Here is a 16,873-nt window from a genome sequence, read left to right as displayed (position 1 = left end):
CCTACTCCACGTGCTCGCTGATGAAGGACCAGCGGTGCACCGGGCGGCCCAGCAGGCCGGCGGGCGGCTCGGCCACCGGGACCGGCTCGCCGGACCACCAGGTGATCAGCAGCACGCGCTCGCCGGGGGCGGCGAACAGCTCGGCGCGTTGCAGCCCGGCGCGGCCGCGCAGCGCGGGCAGCGCGGTCTCCCGGACCCAGGCGGAGAGCTCGGCGCCGCGTCCGTCGGCGGCCCGGGCCTCCCACATCGCGGCGGTGGTGCTCACGCCTGCCCGCCCAGGGCCTGATAGGCCTGGCCGTGGAAGTCCGTGTGCGGGACGTGGACCTCGGTGACGGGCAGCGAGGAGTCCGCCGACAGGTCGAAGGAGGACGGCGCGCGGTCCCGCCAGACCATCTCGGAGCCCAGCGCGGCGACCATCGCGCCGTTGTCGGTGCACAGGCCCGGGCGGGGCACCCGCAGCTGGATGCCGGCCTTGTCGCAGCGCTGCTGGGCCATCTCGCGCAGCCGCGAGTTGGCCGCGACGCCGCCGCCGATCATCAGGTGGTCGACGCCGTTGTCCTTGCAGGCCTTGACCGCCTTGCGGGTCAGCACGTCGGTGACCGCCTCCTGGAAGGACGCCGCGACGTCGGCGACCGGCACCTCCTCGCCGGCCCGGCGCTTCGCCTCCACCCAGCGGGCGACGGCGGTCTTCAGACCGGAGAAGGAGAAGTCGTACTCCGGGTCCCTGGGGCCGGTCAGGCCGCGCGGGAAGGCGATCGCCTTCCGGTCGCCCTCCCGGGCGGTGCGGTCCACCACCGGGCCCCCGGGGAAGCCGAGCCCGAGCACCCGGGCCACCTTGTCGAAGGCCTCGCCGGCCGCGTCGTCGATGGTCGCGCCGAGCGGGCGCACGTCGCTGGTGATGTCCTCGCTGAGCAGCAGCGAGGAGTGCCCGCCGGAGACCAGCAGGGCCATCGTCGGGGACGGCAGGCGGCCGTGCTCCAGCTGGTCCACGCAGATGTGCGAGGCGAGGTGGTTGACGCCGTACAGCGGCTTGTCGAGGGCCCACGCGTACGCCTTGGCGGCGCTCACGCCGACCAGCAGCGCGCCGGCCAGGCCCGGGCCCGCGGTGACGGCGATGCCGTCCAGGTCGCTCGCCTTGACGCCCGCGGTGTCCAGGGCGCGCTGGATGGTGGGGACCATCGCCTCCAGGTGCGCGCGGCTGGCGATCTCGGGGACGACGCCGCCGAACCGGGCGTGGTCGTTGACGCTGGAGGCCACCGCGTCGGCGAGCAGGGTGGTGCCGCGCACGATGCCGACGCCGGTCTCGTCGCAGGAGGTCTCGATGCCGAGGACGAGCGGTTCGTCAGCCATGGGGGGTGTCCTTCTTCACGTCCGGTCGCGGGTGGTCCGCGGGTTCGTCGAGGTCTTCGGGGCCGGCGGCGCCGTCGACGGCGACGGCCGCGAGGTCGAGGCGCATCACCAGCGCGTCGACGTTGGCGGGCTGGTAGTAGCCGCGCCGGATGCCGACCGGCTCGAAACCCGAGCGCTCGTAGAGCCGCTGCGCGCGGGTGTTGTCCACCCGCACCTCCAGCAGCAGGTCCGCGCAGCCGCGCCGGGCGGCCTCCCGGACCAGGTCGGCGAGCAGCGCCGCGCCGAGGCCGGCGCCCTGGTGGCGGCCGTCGACGGCGATGGTCTGCACGTCGCCCTCGTCGGCCACCGCCATCAGCCCGGCATAGCCGACGATCGTGCCGTCCGGGGCCTCGGCGACGGTGTAGTGGCGGGTGCCGCCGGGGCGGGCCTCGGCCAGCTCGGACCAGAACATGCCGGCGGACCAGGCGTCCTCGGGGAACAGCTCCAGCTCCAGCGCCAGCACCGGGGCGATGTCCCACCAGCGCATCGGGCGCAGCGTGGCGACGGGGGCGGCGGTGCGCACGGCCCCGTCGGTGCTCGGGCCGGTCACGCCGGGAGCACCGCCTTGTAGCCGGCCGGCACCTGGGCGTCCGGGCGGCGCAGGTAGAGCGGGGCGTTGGGCAGCAGGGCCCGGCCGGCGGCCAGCTCGGCGGCGGCGAAGTCGGCGAGCGCGCCGGCCGAGACGTGCTCGGGGCCGTGCGCGCCGGGGAAGGCGTCCGGGTAGAGCAGCGCGCCGGCGCCGACCGAGCGGGCGGGGGGCGTCAGCTCGCCGGGGCGGTCCACCGACGGGCCCTCGGTCCGGTTGCCCTCGGCGTCGTAGGAGGCCCAGTAGACCTCCTTGCGGCGGGCGTCGGTGGCCACCGTGAACGGCTCACCGGCCAGGCCCCGCGCGCGGGCCCGGTGGGCGATGGCGTCCAGGGTGCAGACACCGTGCACCGGCAGGCCCAGGGCGTGCCCCAGCGCGGCGGCGGTCACCAGGCCGACCCGCAGGCCGGTGTACGGTCCCGGGCCGACGCCCACGGCGATGTCGGTCAGCCGGTGCTTGTCGACACCGGCCGCCCGCAGCACCTGGTCGATCGCGGGCAGCAGGAGTTCGCCGTGGCGCCTGGCGTCGACCTGGTCGGTCTCGGCGAGGACGGCCGAACCGTCGTGGACGGCGGCGGTGACGGCGGGGGTAGCGGTGTCGAACGCGAGCAGCAGCACGGGTCAAGGTTAGACCGGTCGGGCGGTGACCCGTCGGGCCCCGGCTCCGTCCCGCCGCCGGGGGCGTGCGCCGCACCGGTGGGAGTGCGTCCGGCGGGAGTGCGCCGCACGATCGAAAACCCGCCCCACGGCGGAACACACGTCCGACGCGATGCGGACCGGACGGACGGACCTGGCACGATGGGGCCGACGGTTTTGGGACGGCGGTGGGAGCACACGTGGCGAAGATGGGTCCTGGAGTGGTGGTCACGGGGCTGACCCTGGGGGCCCTGGCGGTGGTGAGCCTGCTGGCCTTCCAGGCCAACGGCGCGCAGGACCGCGCGGTCGCCGCCAATCCCGGCACGAGCACCACCGCGGCGTCCAGCGGGCCGGCCGCCCCGGCCACCCCGAGCGCCACCCCGACGCCGACCGTCCCGGCGCTGCCCACCGCGGGCACCGGCACCGGTCTGCGGGTCGTCTACTCGGTCGGCACGCACTACGTCTGGCTGATCGACCCGAAGAAGACCCCGCAGGTGGTCGCCGCCTTCCCGGTCACCCCGGGCACGGTCGAGCCGGCCCCGGGCAGCTACCCGGTGTACAGCCGCACCCAGTCCGGCACGGGCACCGACGGCAAGGCGATCGAGCACGTGGTGCGGTTCGCCCAGCAGAACGGCGTGGTGTTCGGCTTCAGCGCGGCCGTCGACGGCGCCACCGGCACGCCCGCCGCCCCGGCGACCTCCGCGTCCGGGACGCCCTCCTCGATCGGGAGCGGCACCGGCGGTACGAGCAGCGCGAGCGGCAAGACCGGCGGCATCCGCAGCAGCCGGGCCGACGGCCAGCTGCTGTGGGACTTCGCGCCGAAGGACACCAAGGTGGTCGTGATCGCCTGACCGGGCGGTGGGCTACGCGGCGCGGCGGGCCTCGTGCGCACCGCCGTCGGCCGACGGCTCCTCGGCCCGCGGTTCCTCCGCCGGACGGCGTCCGGGCGGGGTGCAGACCGCTTCCGCCGCCGCGCAGGCGGCCAGCAGGGCCCGCATCGGCTCCCCCGCGGCACGGCGGTCGGGCCCCTCGGCCCCGGTCCCGCGCGGTGCGCGCTCCGGGGCGGGCGTGGTGCTCGGCATGGCGCCTCCTAGTTAGGCAGACCTAACCTCAAAACCCATCCCACCACGCCCGGGACCCCGACCGCAACATCTTCCCGACAGTCTGTCGGGAAACCGTGACGGGGGCGGACGGCGAGGTCAGGCCAGCACGGACAGGTCGACGCCGTCCCAGCGGGGGCCGATCCCGGTCAGCTCCACCCGGCGCGGGTCCAGGTCGCCGCCCGCCGCCTCGTCGCCGACAGCCCGCTCGATCCGGACCTCCAGGCGGTCCTCCGACAGCCGCTCCACCTTGCCCTCGCCCCACTCGACCACCACCACCGACTCGGGCAGCGAGACGTCCAGGTCGAGGTCCTCCATCTCGTCGAGGTCCCCGCCCAGCCGGTACGCGTCGACGTGCACCAGCGCCGGGCCGCCGGTCAGCGACGGGTGCACCCGGGCGATCACGAAGGTCGGCGAGGTGACGGCACCGCGCACCCCGAGCCCCTCGCCGAGGCCGCGGGTCAGCGTGGTCTTCCCCGCCCCCAGCTCGCCGGAGAGCAGCACCAGGTCCCCCGGCCGCAGCAGCGCGGCCAGCTCCCGGCCGAGCCGGCCCATCCGGTCGGGGGTGGCGGCGGTGAGAGTGGCGTGCGAGCCCATGCGCGAATCAAGCCCTTCGGTCCGTACGGCGGCGCACCGGCTCTCGGGCGCCCCCGCTACCGTGCCACATCGACAGCGGCGCCCGCGCCGGGCGTCCGCGGGACCCGGTCCGGCGAGGTCCGGCGAGGGTGCTCCCGGGCTCGCTACACGCGTTCGCCGACCGGGGGCGCCGGCGGGGCGGCGCCGCGGAAGCGGGCGGCCCGCTCGAACAGCGCGGCCAGCCGGCGGTCGACCGCGTCGGGCCGCTCCAGCATCACCAGGTGCCCGGCGTCCTCGACCAGGACCAGCTCGGCGCCCGGCAGTTGTTCGGCCATCACCTCGCCGTGGCCCGGCGGGGTCATCAGATCCTTGGTACCGGTCAGCACCAGGACGGGCATGCCGCGCAGGGCGGCGAGCGCCTCGGTCTTCTCGTGCGCGGAGAACACCGGGTAGAACTCGGCCACCACGTCGATCGGGGTGGCGTCCAGCATCTGCTCGGCGAACCGGGCCACACCCGGGTCGACGTCCTTCCCGCCGAAGGAGAACCGCCGGTAGAGGACGGCGCTGACGTCCGCGCCCAGCCGGCGGGTCGCCTCCACCAGGTCCACCTGACGGCCGAGCAGCTTCATCATGCCCGGCGCGACCCGGCGGAACAGCTTGGCGCCCGCCTGCGGCAGGCCGAAGGTGACGGCGTCCCAGTTCCCGGCCAGGGTGCCGATCAGCGCCACGCCGGCAACCCGCTCGCGGAACAGCTCGGGGTGCTGGTCGGCCAGCGCCATCACCGTCATGCCGCCCATCGAGTGACCGACCAGGACCAGCGGGCCGGTCGGCGCGACGGCGTCGATCACGGCCTTGAGGTCGCCGCCGAGCTGGTCGATGCTGGCGGGCTCGCCGGCCAGGAAGGAGCGGGAGCGCTCGGAGCGGCCGTGGCTGCGCTGGTCCCAGAAGACCAGGCGCAGGCTGTCGCGGAACGCTGCGCGCTGGAAGTGCCAGCTGTCCTGGTTGAGGCAGTAGCCGTGGCAGAAGACCACGGTCAGCGGCTCGGGCGACCCGTCCGGCTCACCGGTGCCGTCCAGCTCGACGTACAGCTCGGTGCCGTCGGCGGCGGCCACCGTGCGGGGGCGACCGCGCAGCGAGCCGTACGGGGCCTTGGCGTCCAGTTCGGCACGGGCCCGGCGGCGCATCGTCCGGCCGACCGTCAGCCGCTCGATCGCCACGCCCGCGGCGGCGCCGGCCGCGAGCACGCCGACCGAGATGCCGATCAGCCCGGCCCGGCTCACCCCGGTGGCCGCCTCGGCCGCCTTGACGGCGCGGGCCACGCCGCTGACCGCCCCGACCGGGTCGGCGCCGGGCTGCTCGCTCATCCGCGCGGGTCCTCGTCCAGGCCGCCGACGTAGCGGCGCGGCACCCGGGAGCCGATCCGGGTCACGATCTCGTAGGAGATGGTTCCGCAGGCGCGGCCCCAGTCCTCGGCGGTCGGCTCGCCGCGCTCGCCGTTGCCGAAGAGCAGCACCTCGTCGCCGATCGGCGGGGTGTCGCCGCCGAGGTCGACGACGAACTGGTCCATCGCCACCCGGCCGGCCACGGTGCGCCACTTGCCGTCGATCTGCACCGGGGCGATGCCGCTGGCGTGCCGCGGGATGCCGTCGCCGTAGCCGAGCGGGACCAGGCCCAGCGTGGTCGGGCCGGGAGTGGTGTAGTGGTGACCGTAGCTGACGCCGTGTCCGCCGGGGACGTGCTTGACCAGGGCCAGCCGGGCGGTCAGCGACATCACCGGGCGCAGGCCGAAGTCCTCCGGCGAGCCGACGTCCGGGACCGGCGAGAGCCCGTACATCGCGAGGCCCGTGCGGACCATGTCGAAGTGCGACTGCGGGAGCAGCAGGGCGGCCGGCGAGTTGGCCAGGTGCCGCACCTCGGGGCGCAGGCCGGCCGCCTCGGCGGTGGCCAGGGCGGCGCGGTAGGCGTCCAGCTGGGCCTGGATGGAGGGGTGGCCGGGCTCGTCGGCGGCGGCGAAGTGCGACCAGACGCCGACCACGGTCAGCAGGCCGTCCAGCTCGGCGCGGCGGGCGGCGGCGACCAGCTCGGGCCAGTCGTGCGGCTGGCAGCCGTTGCGGCCGAGGCCGGTGTCGGCCTTGAGGTGGACCCGGGCCGGGATGCCGGTGGCGCGGACGGCGGCGAGCAGTTCGGTGAGCGCCCACTGGCCGCTCACCGAGACGTCGAGATCGGCGAAGAGGGCCTCGCGCCACGGGCCGCCCGGCGTCCACAGCCAGCAGAGGATGCGGGCCTGGTCCGGCCGGATGCCGGCGGCGCGCAGCGCGAGCGCCTCGTCGGGCGTCGCGGTGCCCAGCCAGCGGACCCCTGCGGCGACCGCCTCGCGGGCGCACCGGACGGCACCGTGCCCGTAGGCGTCCGCCTTGACCGCGGCCATCACGGCGGCCCCGCCGATCCGCTCGCGCAGCGCGTCGAGGTTGCCGCGCAGGGCGGCGAGATCGATGGCCGCCTCGGCTCGCGCGCCTTCGGTGAGAGTGGCCATAACGGTCGTCTTCGCAGTTGTCATCAGGGTCAGTCTCCCAGACATCCCGGGGTCCTCGCCGAACGGCCCTCGGCACGCCGCCCCGGCGCAACCCGCCATCCGGTCCGGACGCGCACGAATCGCGCCCGGTTCCCTCCCGCCCCCGCACCGGCCCGCAGGTGCAGACCGGCCTGCCTACCACACCCTCCCGACCGCGCTCCGGAGCGGAAGGTCGGCCGGGCCGACTTCCCGCTCCCGCGGTGGCCGGTCGGTCGCCCCGTCCGCCCCTTCCGTCGAGCGGACGTCGTTCCAGGCGGCGGAGACGGCCCCGGCCACCTCCAGGGCCGTGACCGGGGCGCCGGGGGCCGCGGCGGCGTGGCGGGCGGCGAGGCCGTGCAGGTAGGCGGCCACCGAGGCGGCGTCCAGCGGGGAGAGGCCCGCGGCGAGCAGCGAGCCGGCCAGGCCGGCCAGGACGTCCCCGCTGCCGGCCGTCGCCAGCCACGAGGTGCCGGTCGGGTTCACCCGCACGGCGCCGCCCGGATCGGCGACCACCGTGGTCGAACCCTTCAGCAGCACCGTCGCCCGGTACGCCGCCGCGAGCCGCCGCGCCGTGGCCAGCCGGGCGGCCGCCAGCTCGTCGGCGGCCGGCGGCCGGGCGGCCGGGTCGCCCGCGCCGCTGCCCGCCGCCCCGGCGAGCAGCCGGGCCGCCTCCCCCGTGTGCGGGGTCAGCAGCGTCGGCGCCGTCCGTCCGGCCAGCGCGTCCGGCCCGAGCCGGGCCAACTCGGTCAGCCCGTCCGCGTCGACCAGCACCGGCACGTCGGCGGCCAGCGCCTCCGCGAGCGCCCGCTCCGCCCCCTCGCCGCCGCCCGGCCCGACCACCCAGGCCTGCACCCGCCCGGCACCGGCCGGCCCGCCCTCGGTGACCAGCGCCTCCGGGAACCGCCGCACCACCTCCTCGGCCGCCGTCCCCACGTACCGCACCGCGCCCGCGCCGCCGCGCAGCGCCCCGGCGACCGCGAGCAGCGCCGCCCCCGGGTACCGGGCCGACCCGGCCGCCACCCCGACCACCCCGCGCCGGTACTTGTCGCTCTCCGCCCCCGGCACCGGCAGCAGCCCGGCCACGTCCGCGTGCTGCAGCGCCGTCACCCCGGCCGGCGGCAGGTCGAGGCCGATCCCGACCAACTGCACCGCCCCGGCGTACGAGGCACCCGGGTCGATCAGCAGCCCGGGCTTGTACGTGCCGAAGCAGACCGTCACATCCGCCCGCAGCGCCACGCCCGCGACCTCGCCGGTGTCCGCGTCCACCCCGCTGGGCACGTCGACGGCCACCACCACGCCCGCCCGCCCGGCGCGCGCGTAGGGCTGCGCCTCCGGCCGCAGTCCGCCCCTGCCGCCGATCCCGACGATGCCGTCCAGCACCAGGTCCGCGCGCGAGAAGTCGGCCAGGCCGACTTCCTGATCCAGCACCACCCGCCCACCGGCCGCCCGCAGCGCCGCGAGCCCCGCGGCATGCGCCCGCGCGGGGGTGAGCAGCACCGCCGACACCCGCGCCCCGCGCCGCGCCAGCACCGCACCGGCGTACAGCGCGTCACCCCCGTTGTCCCCGCTGCCCGCCAGCACCACCACCCGGCCGCCGTACACCCGACCCCGCCGGCGGACCAGCAGCCGCGCACAGGTCGCGGCGAGCCCGACGGCGGCCCGCTGCATCAGCGTCCCCTCCGGAAGCCGGGCCATCAGCTCCCCCTCGGCGGCACGGACGACTTCGACGCGATGGGCGTGGCGCATGCGGGGACTCCTTCAGCGGTCGGCTACCGGCGACGCTAGCCCGTGCCACCGCCCCGCGGGGGCCTGGCCTGCGGCACACTTTCGAGTGACAACCACTTCGATCCCCCGCCGGTGTCGGTCCGGATGCCTACCGTGTGGCTCGGCACGGACCCGCAGGAGGGAGGAAGGGCCATGGTCGCCATGCCGGCAGTCGAGCACCCGCTGGACCAGGACGACGTCCTCCAGGCATTCCTGGAGCTGGACACGCCGCCGGGGTTCAAAGCCGAACTGATCGAAGGGGAGATCGTCGTGACACCGCCACCGGACGGAGACCACGAGGACGCCATCGCCCGGTTCGCCCGAGCCGTCGCGCGCGAGGCCGCCGAGGAGTTGTACGTCAGCGGCGGGAAAGGATTGATCACCCCGAACGGCCGGTTCGTCCCCGATGCCACGGTCGCCCCCGTCGGCCACTTCCGCGCCCAGGAATCGTGGTCGTCCGCGGTGGGCGTCGAACTCGTCCTCGGAGTGACGTCGACCAACCCGGTCGAGGACCGTGAGCCCAAGCGCCTGGGCTACGCCGCCGCCGGGATCCCGTGCTACCTCCTCGTCGACCGCAGCGAGGGCAGGGTGACCCTCTTCTCCGATCCCAAGGACGGCGACTACACCACCATCCACGAGACGGAGTTCGGCCGGCGGATCAAGCTGCCCGCGCCGTTCTCGTTCACGCTCGACACGGCGCCCCTGCGGTAGGACGCAGCCACCGCAGGGGCGCCCGGCCGGACTACTCGACGGTGACCGACTTCGCGAGGTTGCGGGGCTGGTCGACCTCGTGGCCCTTGGCCGTGGCGAGCTCGCAGGCGAAGACCTGCAGCGGCACGGTGGAGACCAGCGGCTGGAGCAGGGTCGGCGTGACCGGGATCCGGATCAGGTGGTCGGCGTACGGGACGACCGCCTCGTCGCCCTCCTCCGCGATCACGATGGTGCGCGCGCCGCGGGCCCGGATCTCCTGGATGTTGGAGACGATCTTGTCGTGCAGGATCGAGCGCCCGCGCGGCGACGGCACGACCACCACGACCGGCAGGCCCTCCTCGATCAGCGCGATCGGCCCGTGCTTCAGCTCGCCGGCCGCGAAGCCCTCGGCGTGCATGTAGGCGAGCTCCTTGAGCTTGAGCGCGCCCTCCAGGGCCACCGGGAAGCCGACGTGCCGGCCCAGGAACAGCACCGAGCGCGCGCCCGCCAGGGAGCGGGCCAGCTCGCGCACCGGCTCCATGGTCTCCAGCACCTGCTCGACCTGCTTCGGCGCGTCGCCGAGCTCCTTGATGACGGCGAGGATCTCGTCGCCCCACTTGGTGCCGCGCACCTGGCCCAGGTACAGCGCCACCAGGTAGCAGGCGACCAGCTGGGTCAGGAACGCCTTGGTGGAGGCGACGGCCACCTCGGGACCGGCGTGGGTGTACAGCACCGCGTCCGACTCGCGCGGGATGGTCGAGCCGTTGGTGTTGCAGATCGCCAGCACCTTGGCGCCCTGCTCGCGCGCGTGCCGCAGCGCCATCAGGGTGTCCATGGTCTCGCCGGACTGCGAGATGGCGATGACCAGCGTGCCCGGCCCCATGATCGGGTCGCGGTAGCGGAACTCCGAGGCGACCTCCACCTCGCACGGGATCCGGGTCCAGTGCTCGATCGCGTACTTGGCGATCATGCCCGCGTGGAAGGCGGTGCCGCAGGCGACGATGACGACCTTGTCGACCGAGCGCAGGTCGGCGTCGGACATCCGCAGCTCGTCGAGGGTGAGCCGGCCGTCGGTGCCGATCCGGCCGAGCAGGGTGTCGGCGACGGCCTTCGGCTGCTCGGCGATCTCCTTGAGCATGAAGTAGTCGTAGCCGCCCTTCTCGGCGGCCGAGGCGTCCCAGTCGACGTGGTACTCGCGCACGTCGGCGGGGGTGCCGTCGAAGTTCGTCACCGTCACGCCGCCGCGGCGCAGCTCGACGACCTGGTCCTGGCCCAGCTCGATCGCCTCGCGGGTGTGCGCGATGAACGCGGCCACGTCGGAGGCGAGGAAGTTCTCGCCCTCGCCGCGCCCGACCACCAGCGGCGAGTTGCGACGGGCGCCGACCACCACGTCAGGGGCGTCGGCGTGCACCGCCACCAGGGTGAAGGCGCCCTCCAGCCGGCGGCAGACCGCCCGCATGGCCTCCGCCAGGTCGCCCCGGTACTCCTCGCCGAGCAGGTGCGCGACGACCTCGGTGTCGGTCTCGGAGCGCAGCGTGTGGCCGCGCTCGGCCAGCTCCGCCCGGAGCTGGGCGAAGTTCTCGATGATGCCGTTGTGGACGACCGCCACCCGGGCGGCGTCGTCCAGATGGGGGTGGGCGTTGGCGTCCGTCGGGCCGCCGTGGGTGGCCCAGCGGGTGTGGCCGATGCCGGTGGTGCCGCCGGGAAGAGGGGTCTCGGCGAGCGACTTCTCCAGGTTGGCGAGCTTTCCGGCCCGCTTGTCGGTGGCGAGGCTCCACTGCCCGTCGGAGCCCTGCACCTGCACGGCGACACCGGCCGAGTCGTAACCCCGGTACTCCAGTCGCTGCAGGCCTGCGATTACTACGTCAAGGGCGGGCTGGGAGCCCACGTATCCAACAATTCCGCACATGCGTGCCAGCATAAGGGCGCTCCGAACGCCCCATTCGCACGGTTCGCCCACGGGCCGTGACCGACACCACAACCACCCCGAACGGCGCTACGGCTCACAATGGAGCATGTGCTGACCGAACTCTGTACGCGGGGCGACACCACGCCCGGCCCGTCACCGTCCCCCTACGTGGACCTCAGCCGGGCCGAGTGGAGCGCGCTGCGCGAGCGTACGCCGCTTCCGCTGACCGCCGAGGAGGTGGAACGGCTGCGCGGTCTCGGCACCGCCCTCGACCTGGACGAGGTCCGGGACGTCTACCTGCCGCTGTCCCGGCTGCTCAACCTCTACATCCACGCCACGCACGAGCTGCGCGGCACGCTGGGCACCTTCCTGGACACCCCGGACACCGAGCGCACCCGCACCCCGTTCATCATCGGCGTGGCCGGCTCGGTCGCGGTCGGCAAGTCCACCACGGCCCGGCTGCTGCAGGCCCTGCTGGCCCGCTGGCCGGAGCACCCCCGGGTCGAACTGGTCACCACCGACGGCTTCCTGCTGCCCAACGCCGAGCTGCGCCGGCGCGGCCTGATGGCCCGCAAGGGCTTCCCGGAGTCCTACGACCGCCGGGCGCTGACGCGCTTCGTCGCGGACGTGAAGGCCGGCAGGGAGCGGGTCACCGCGCCGGTCTACTCGCACCTGGTGTACGACATCGTGCCGGAGCAGCGGCTCACCGTGGAGCGCCCGGACATCCTCATCGTCGAGGGCCTGAACGTGCTCCAGCCGGCCCTGCCCGGCACCGACGGCCGCACCCGGCTGGCGGTGGCGGACTACTTCGACTTCTCCATCTACGTCGACGCCCGCACCGACGACATCGAGAGCTGGTACCTGGACCGGTTCCGCAAGCTGCGGCAGACCGCCTTCCAGGACCCGAACTCCTACTTCCGCCGCTTCACCGAGGTGCCGGAGGAGGAGGCGATGGAGTACGGCCGCCAGGTCTGGCGCACCATCAACCGGCCCAACCTGCTGGAGAACGTGCTGCCGACCCGCGGCCGGGCCACCCTGATCCTGCAGAAGGGCGCGGACCACAAGGTCCGCCGGGCCCTGCTGCGCAAGCTCTGACGCGGCTTCCGACACGGGTTCCGACGTACGGACAGGCCCCCGCCGCGCCACGCGCGACGGGGGCCCTCGGCGTCCGCGGGGGCGGTCAGCCCAGGTAGCTGCGGACCGCGCCCGCCAGCGTCTCCGCGACGGCGTGCGCCTGCACCTCGTCGGCCGCCTCCACCATCACCCGGACCAGCGGCTCGGTGCCCGACGGGCGCAGCAGCACCCGGCCGGTGGCGCCCAGCTCGGCCTCGGCCGCGGCGACCGCCGCGGTCAGCTCCTCGCAGGTGCCGACCCGGGCCTTGTCCACGCCCTTGACGTTGATCAGCACCTGCGGAAGCCGGGTCATCACGGCGGCCAGGTCGGCCAGCGGCTGCTTGGTGGCCGCCAGCCGGGCGCCCAGCATCAGACCGGTCAGCGTGCCGTCACCGGTGGTCGCGTGGTCCAGCAGGATGACGTGGCCGGACTGCTCGCCGCCCAGCGCGTAGCCCCGGTCCTTCATCGCCTCCAGCACGTACCGGTCGCCGACGGCGGTCTCGACCAGGTCGACGCCCTCGCGCTGCATGGCCAGCTTGAAGCCCAGGTTGGACATCACGGTGGCGACCGCGGTGTTGCGGCGCAGCGTGCCGGCCTCCTTCATCGCGACGGCCAGGATCGCGATGATCTGGTCGCCGTCGACCTCGTTGCCGTCCGCGTCGGCGGCCAGGCAGCGGTCGGCGTCGCCGTCCAGGGCGATGCCGAGGTCGGCGGAGTGCTCGCGCATGGCGGCGCGCAGCCGGTCCAGGTGGGTGGAGCCGACGCCGTCGTTGATGTTGAGGCCGGTGGGCTCGGCGCCCAGGGTGTGCACGACCTCGGCGCCGGCCCGGGCGAAGGCCTCGGGGGCGACGTACGCGGCCGCGCCGTGCGCGCCGTCGATGACGACCCGGATGCCGTCCAGGCGGTTGGGCAGCACGCCGATGAGGTGGGCGACGTACTTGTCGAAGCCCTCGGTGTACTCGCGGACCCGGCCTACCGCGGCGCCGGTCGGGCGGTTCCACTCCTCGCCGCCCGCCGCGTGCTTGCTGTAGTGGGCCTCGATGGCGTCCTCGATGCGGTCGTCCAGCTTGTGGCCGCCGCGGGCGAGGAACTTGATGCCGTTGTCCGGCATGGCGTTGTGGCTGGCGGAGAGCATCACGCCGAAGTCGGCGCCGAGCGCGCCGGTGAGGTACGCCACCGCCGGGGTGGGCAGCACGCCGACCCGCAGGACGTCGACGCCCGCGCTGGCCAGGCCGGCGATGACCGCGGCCTCCAGGAACTCGCCCGAGGCGCGCGGATCGCGGCCGACCACCGCGACCGGCCGGTGGCCCTCGAAGGCCCCCGCCTCGCCGAGCACGTGCGCCGCCGCGACCGACAGGCCGAGCGCCAGCTCCGCCGTCAGTCCCTCGTTGGCCACACCGCGTACGCCGTCCGTACCGAAGAGTCGTCCCACTGTCCCGTCCTCCATCGCCGCAATGCCTTGCAGTGAATCCGATCGAATCCCCGGGCTCCGCACAATGGCCGGGGAGCACGACGCCCCGGAGTACGCGGGGTACTCCGGGGCGTGTAGAGCGCATCCAGGGGCGTGCACCACCAGGGCGGTACGCACCCCCGGAGGGCGCGATTAGCGCTTGCTGTACTGCGGCGCCTTGCGGGCCTTCTTGAGACCGGCCTTCTTGCGCTCGACGGCGCGGGCGTCACGGGTCAGGAAGCCGGCCTTCTTGAGGGCGCCGCGGTTGTTGTCCACGTCGGCCTCGTTCAGGGCACGGGCCACGCCGAGGCGCAGCGCGTAGGCCTGGCCGGACACGCCGCCGCCGGAGATGCGGGCGACGACGTCGTAACGGCCGTCGAGCTCCAGGAGCTTGAAGGGCTCGTTGACGGTCTGCTGGTGCACCTTGTTGGGGAAGTAGTTCTCCAGGGTGCGACCGTTGATCTTCCACTGCCCGGTGCCGGGGACGATGCGCACGCGGGCGATCGCCTCCTTGCGACGGCCGAGGCCGGCGCCGGGGACGGCCTCGCCGAAGCGGCCGGCCAGGGACTCGGAGGTGTAGCTCTCCTCGGAGGTGTACTCGCCCTCGACGACGGTCTCGTCGAAGTCGACCTCAAGGGTTTCGGTGGTCTCGGCCACGGTGTTCCTCAGCTCTTTTCAGTGATGGGGGGCTTGGTGGCCGGAATTACTGCGCGACCTGGGTGATCTCGAACGGCACCGGCTGCTGGGCAGCGTGCGGGTGCTGGTCGCCCGAGTAGACCTTCAGCTTGGAGAGCATCTGGCGGCCCAGGCTGTTCTTGGGGATCATGCCCTTGATGGCCTTCTCGACGGCCTTCTCCGGGTTGTTGGCCAGGAGGTCGTCGTAGCGGACCGAGCGGAGACCGCCCGGGAAACCGCTGTGGCGGTACGCCAGCTTCTGGGTCTTCTTGTTACCCGACAGGTGCACCTTGTCCGCGTTGATGATGATGACGAAGTCACCAGTGTCAACGTGCGGCGCGTAGATCGCCTTGTGCTTGCCCCGGAGGAGGTTGGCGGCCTGGGAGGCCAGGCGGCCGAGCACGACGTCGGTCGCGTCGATGACGTGCCACTGACGCTGGACGTCGCCGGGCTTGGGGCTGTACGTACGCACGGTCGTAGCCTTCGCTTTTCAGTGAGTGAGTCCTGACAGGAGCACCTGGAGGAGGGATCAGCCTGGCCGCCTTGGACGCAATTCAAGGGGGAGCCGCTGGTCGTCGACCTGATGTCTCCGGCGTACCGACCTCTCACGTGAGATAGAGCGAGCCAATACGCACATCAAGCGCCCAGGTTACCGGCAGGCGAGGGGAGGGTCAAAATTGCCCGGGGATCCGGTCCCCGGACCCCTCCCCCGCCCCGGTCCTCAGCGGTCCCGCTCGACCCGGGTGACGTCCCAGACCGGCTCGGCCGACTCGTAGACCCGCCCGTCGGCGCCGAACACCAGGAAGCGGTCGAAGGTCTTCGCGAACCAGCGGTCGTGCGTCACGCACATCACCGTGCCGTCGAAGGCCTCCAGACCGGCCTGCAGCGCCTCGGCGCTCTCCAGGTCCAGGTTGTCGGTCGGCTCGTCGAGCAGCAGCGCGGTGACGCCGGACAGCTCCAGTTTGAGGATCATCAGCCGGGCCTGCTGTCCGCCGGAGAGCGACTCGAACTTCTGCTCCTCCTGGCGGTCCAGCTCGTAGCGGCGCAGCGCGCCCATCGCGGCGCCGCGACTGAGCGCGTGCTCCTCCTCGACGATCGAGCGGACGGTGCGGCCGAGCAGCTCCGGATGGGCGTGGGTCTGTCGGAAGTGGCCGGGCACCACCCGGGCGCCGAGCTTCCAGCCGCCGGTGTGGGCGACCGTCTCGTCGCCCGCGAGCAGCCGCAGCAGGTGCGACTTGCCGGCGCCGTTGGCCCCGAGCACACCGATCCGCTCGCCGTAGAAGACCTCCAGGTCGAAGGGCTGCATGAGGCCGGTGAGCTCCAGCCGCTCCATGGTGAAGGCGCGTACACCGGTGCGCCCGCCCTTGAGCCGCATGGTGATGTTCTGCTCGCGCGGCGGCGCCTCCGGCGGGCCGGCGTCCTCGAACTTCTTGAGCCTGGTCTGCGCGGCCGCGTACCGGGAGGCCATCTCGTGGCTGACCGCGGCGGCCTGGCGCAGGGTGACGACCAGCTTCTTGAGCTTGGCGTGCTCCTCGTCCCAGCGGCGGCGCAGCTCCTCGAACCGCTCGAAGCGGGCCTTGCGGGCCTCGTGGAAGGTGTCGAAGCCGCCGCCGTGCACCCAGACGCTGGAGCCGGCCGCGCCGGACTCCACGCTGATGATCTTCTCGGCGGTCCGGGAGAGCAGTTCGCGGTCGTGCGAGATGAACAGCACGGTCTTCGGGGTGGCCTTGATGGCCTCCTCCAGCCAGCGCTTGCCCGGGACGTCCAGGTAGTTGTCCGGCTCGTCGAGGAGCAGCACCTCCTCCGGGCCGCGCAGCAGCGCCTCCAGGACGAGCCGCTTCTGCTCGCCGCCGGAGAGCGTGTTCAGGCCGCGCCACTGGGCCTTGTCGAAGGGCACGCCGAGGGCGGCCATGGTGCAGACGTCCCAGTCGGTCTCGTAGTCGTAGCCGCCGACGTCGGCCCAGTCGGAGAGCGCCTGGGCGTAGGCCATCTGGGTCTTCTCGTCGTCCTGGGCGATCATCGCCAGCTCGGCGGCGTCGACCGCGCGGGCGGCCTCGGCGATCCGCTCGGGGGCGACCGAGACCAGCAGGTCGCGCACCGAGGCGTCGGCGGGCAGCGGGCCGGGGCCGGCCTGCTCGTCGCCGGGCTTGCGCTGCTCCTCGCGGCCGGTGGTGCCGACGAACTGGCGCATCACGCCGAGCCCGCCGCTGATCGTCACCGAGCCGCCGTGCGGCTGGAGGTCGCCGGCGATCATGCGCAGCAGCGTGGTCTTGCCGGCTCCGTTGGCGCCGACCAGCGCGACGGCCGCGCCCTCCCCCACCCGGAAGGACGCGTCGTCGAACAGCACCCGCCCGTCCGGCAGGTAGTACTCCAGGTGCGAAATCTCGACGTGTCCCATGGGGCCGATTGTCCCAAGCCACCGCCCCGGACCAAAA

Annotated in this window: 17 protein-coding genes; 3 read left to right on the top strand and 14 right to left on the bottom strand. The window is 74.0% G+C overall.

The genetic code is table 11. From position 1 onward, the window contains the following. Nucleotide 1: 1 nt before the first annotated feature. From ACFU9E_RS05480 to tsaB, 4 genes are read right to left on the bottom strand one after another with little or no spacing between them, the layout of a single operon-like run. Nucleotides 2-265 (bottom strand): hypothetical protein, encoded by a 264-nt coding sequence (locus ACFU9E_RS05480; RefSeq protein WP_380681580.1) that lies wholly within the window; start codon nt 263-265, stop codon nt 2-4. Continuing rightward, nucleotides 262-1,350, bottom strand: a complete 1,089-nt coding sequence (gene tsaD, locus ACFU9E_RS05475; RefSeq protein ID WP_380681582.1) for a tRNA (adenosine(37)-N6)-threonylcarbamoyltransferase complex transferase subunit TsaD — start codon at nt 1,348-1,350, stop codon at nt 262-264. The genes ACFU9E_RS05480 and tsaD overlap by 4 nt, the downstream gene beginning before the upstream one ends. Continuing rightward, a complete protein-coding gene (rimI, locus tag ACFU9E_RS05470) occupies nt 1,343-1,876 on the bottom strand; it encodes a ribosomal protein S18-alanine N-acetyltransferase (RefSeq protein WP_380681613.1) in 534 nt (177 codons plus the stop codon). The genes tsaD and rimI overlap by 8 nt, the downstream gene beginning before the upstream one ends. 59 nt (nt 1,877-1,935) lie before the next feature. Then, nucleotides 1,936-2,592 (bottom strand): tRNA (adenosine(37)-N6)-threonylcarbamoyltransferase complex dimerization subunit type 1 TsaB, encoded by a 657-nt coding sequence (tsaB, locus tag ACFU9E_RS05465; protein WP_380681584.1) that lies wholly within the window; start codon nt 2,590-2,592, stop codon nt 1,936-1,938. Nucleotides 2,593-2,819: 227 nt separating this feature from the next. On the opposite strand from tsaB, the gene ACFU9E_RS05460 reads away from it, so the two are divergent. Further along, nucleotides 2,820-3,461, top strand: coding sequence for a hypothetical protein (locus ACFU9E_RS05460; RefSeq protein WP_380681615.1), 642 nt, complete (start codon nt 2,820-2,822; stop codon nt 3,459-3,461). 12 nt (nt 3,462-3,473) lie between these two features. On the opposite strand, the gene ACFU9E_RS05455 is transcribed toward ACFU9E_RS05460, so the two are convergent. The 5 genes from ACFU9E_RS05455 to ACFU9E_RS05435 all read right to left on the bottom strand — a co-directional run bounded on the left by ACFU9E_RS05455 (nt 3,474) and on the right by ACFU9E_RS05435 (nt 8,583). Continuing rightward, on the bottom strand, nt 3,474-3,692 hold the full coding sequence (locus ACFU9E_RS05455; RefSeq protein WP_380681586.1) for a hypothetical protein: 219 nt from the start codon (nt 3,690-3,692) through the stop codon (nt 3,474-3,476). Between the two features lie 117 nt (nt 3,693-3,809). Further along, the gene (tsaE, locus tag ACFU9E_RS05450; RefSeq protein ID WP_380681588.1) at nt 3,810-4,307 is read right to left on the bottom strand and encodes a tRNA (adenosine(37)-N6)-threonylcarbamoyltransferase complex ATPase subunit type 1 TsaE; all 498 of its coding nucleotides are present in this window, start codon (nt 4,305-4,307) and stop codon (nt 3,810-3,812) included. A 143-nt stretch (nt 4,308-4,450) separates the two neighbouring features. Further along, nucleotides 4,451-5,650, bottom strand: a complete 1,200-nt coding sequence (locus tag ACFU9E_RS05445) for an alpha/beta fold hydrolase (protein WP_380681590.1) — start codon at nt 5,648-5,650, stop codon at nt 4,451-4,453. Continuing rightward, on the bottom strand, nt 5,647-6,819 hold the full coding sequence (alr, locus tag ACFU9E_RS05440; protein WP_380681592.1) for an alanine racemase: 1,173 nt from the start codon (nt 6,817-6,819) through the stop codon (nt 5,647-5,649). The genes ACFU9E_RS05445 and alr overlap by 4 nt, the downstream gene beginning before the upstream one ends. Nucleotides 6,820-6,993: 174 nt before the next feature. Next, nucleotides 6,994-8,583 (bottom strand): NAD(P)H-hydrate dehydratase, encoded by a 1,590-nt coding sequence (locus tag ACFU9E_RS05435; protein WP_380681594.1) that lies wholly within the window; start codon nt 8,581-8,583, stop codon nt 6,994-6,996. 171 nt (nt 8,584-8,754) lie between these two features. Between ACFU9E_RS05435 and ACFU9E_RS05430 the strand changes: the two genes are divergently transcribed. Beyond that, complete coding sequence (locus ACFU9E_RS05430; RefSeq protein ID WP_380681596.1) at nt 8,755-9,312, top strand: Uma2 family endonuclease; 558 nt, start codon at nt 8,755-8,757, stop codon at nt 9,310-9,312. A gap of 31 nt (nt 9,313-9,343) precedes the next feature. Here the strand turns inward: ACFU9E_RS05430 and glmS are convergent, their stop codons facing one another. Continuing rightward, nucleotides 9,344-11,200 (bottom strand): glutamine--fructose-6-phosphate transaminase (isomerizing), encoded by a 1,857-nt coding sequence (glmS, locus tag ACFU9E_RS05425; RefSeq protein ID WP_380681598.1) that lies wholly within the window; start codon nt 11,198-11,200, stop codon nt 9,344-9,346. A gap of 99 nt (nt 11,201-11,299) precedes the next feature. On the opposite strand from glmS, the gene coaA reads away from it, so the two are divergent. Further along, nucleotides 11,300-12,295, top strand: a complete 996-nt coding sequence (coaA, locus tag ACFU9E_RS05420; protein WP_380681600.1) for a type I pantothenate kinase — start codon at nt 11,300-11,302, stop codon at nt 12,293-12,295. Nucleotides 12,296-12,380: 85 nt separating this feature from the next. On the opposite strand, the gene glmM is transcribed toward coaA, so the two are convergent. The 4 genes from glmM to ACFU9E_RS05400 form a co-directional block, all read right to left on the bottom strand. After that, on the bottom strand, nt 12,381-13,745 hold the full coding sequence (gene glmM / locus ACFU9E_RS05415; protein WP_380681602.1) for a phosphoglucosamine mutase: 1,365 nt from the start codon (nt 13,743-13,745) through the stop codon (nt 12,381-12,383). Nucleotides 13,746-13,916: 171 nt separating this feature from the next. Further along, the gene (gene rpsI, locus ACFU9E_RS05410; RefSeq protein ID WP_350542287.1) at nt 13,917-14,420 is read right to left on the bottom strand and encodes a 30S ribosomal protein S9; all 504 of its coding nucleotides are present in this window, start codon (nt 14,418-14,420) and stop codon (nt 13,917-13,919) included. A gap of 46 nt (nt 14,421-14,466) precedes the next feature. Next, complete coding sequence (gene rplM, locus ACFU9E_RS05405) at nt 14,467-14,910, bottom strand: 50S ribosomal protein L13 (RefSeq protein ID WP_030055846.1); 444 nt, start codon at nt 14,908-14,910, stop codon at nt 14,467-14,469. A 249-nt stretch (nt 14,911-15,159) separates the two neighbouring features. Continuing rightward, the gene (locus ACFU9E_RS05400; protein WP_380681605.1) at nt 15,160-16,836 is read right to left on the bottom strand and encodes an ABC-F family ATP-binding cassette domain-containing protein; all 1,677 of its coding nucleotides are present in this window, start codon (nt 16,834-16,836) and stop codon (nt 15,160-15,162) included. Nucleotides 16,837-16,873: the final 37 nt, after the last annotated feature.

This window comes from Kitasatospora sp. NPDC057595, from assembly GCF_042800875.1.
Lineage (GTDB): Bacteria > Actinomycetota > Actinomycetes > Streptomycetales > Streptomycetaceae > Kitasatospora.
The sequence above is the reverse complement of the archived record's forward strand: the minus strand, read 5'-3'. Positions and strand labels throughout refer to the sequence as shown.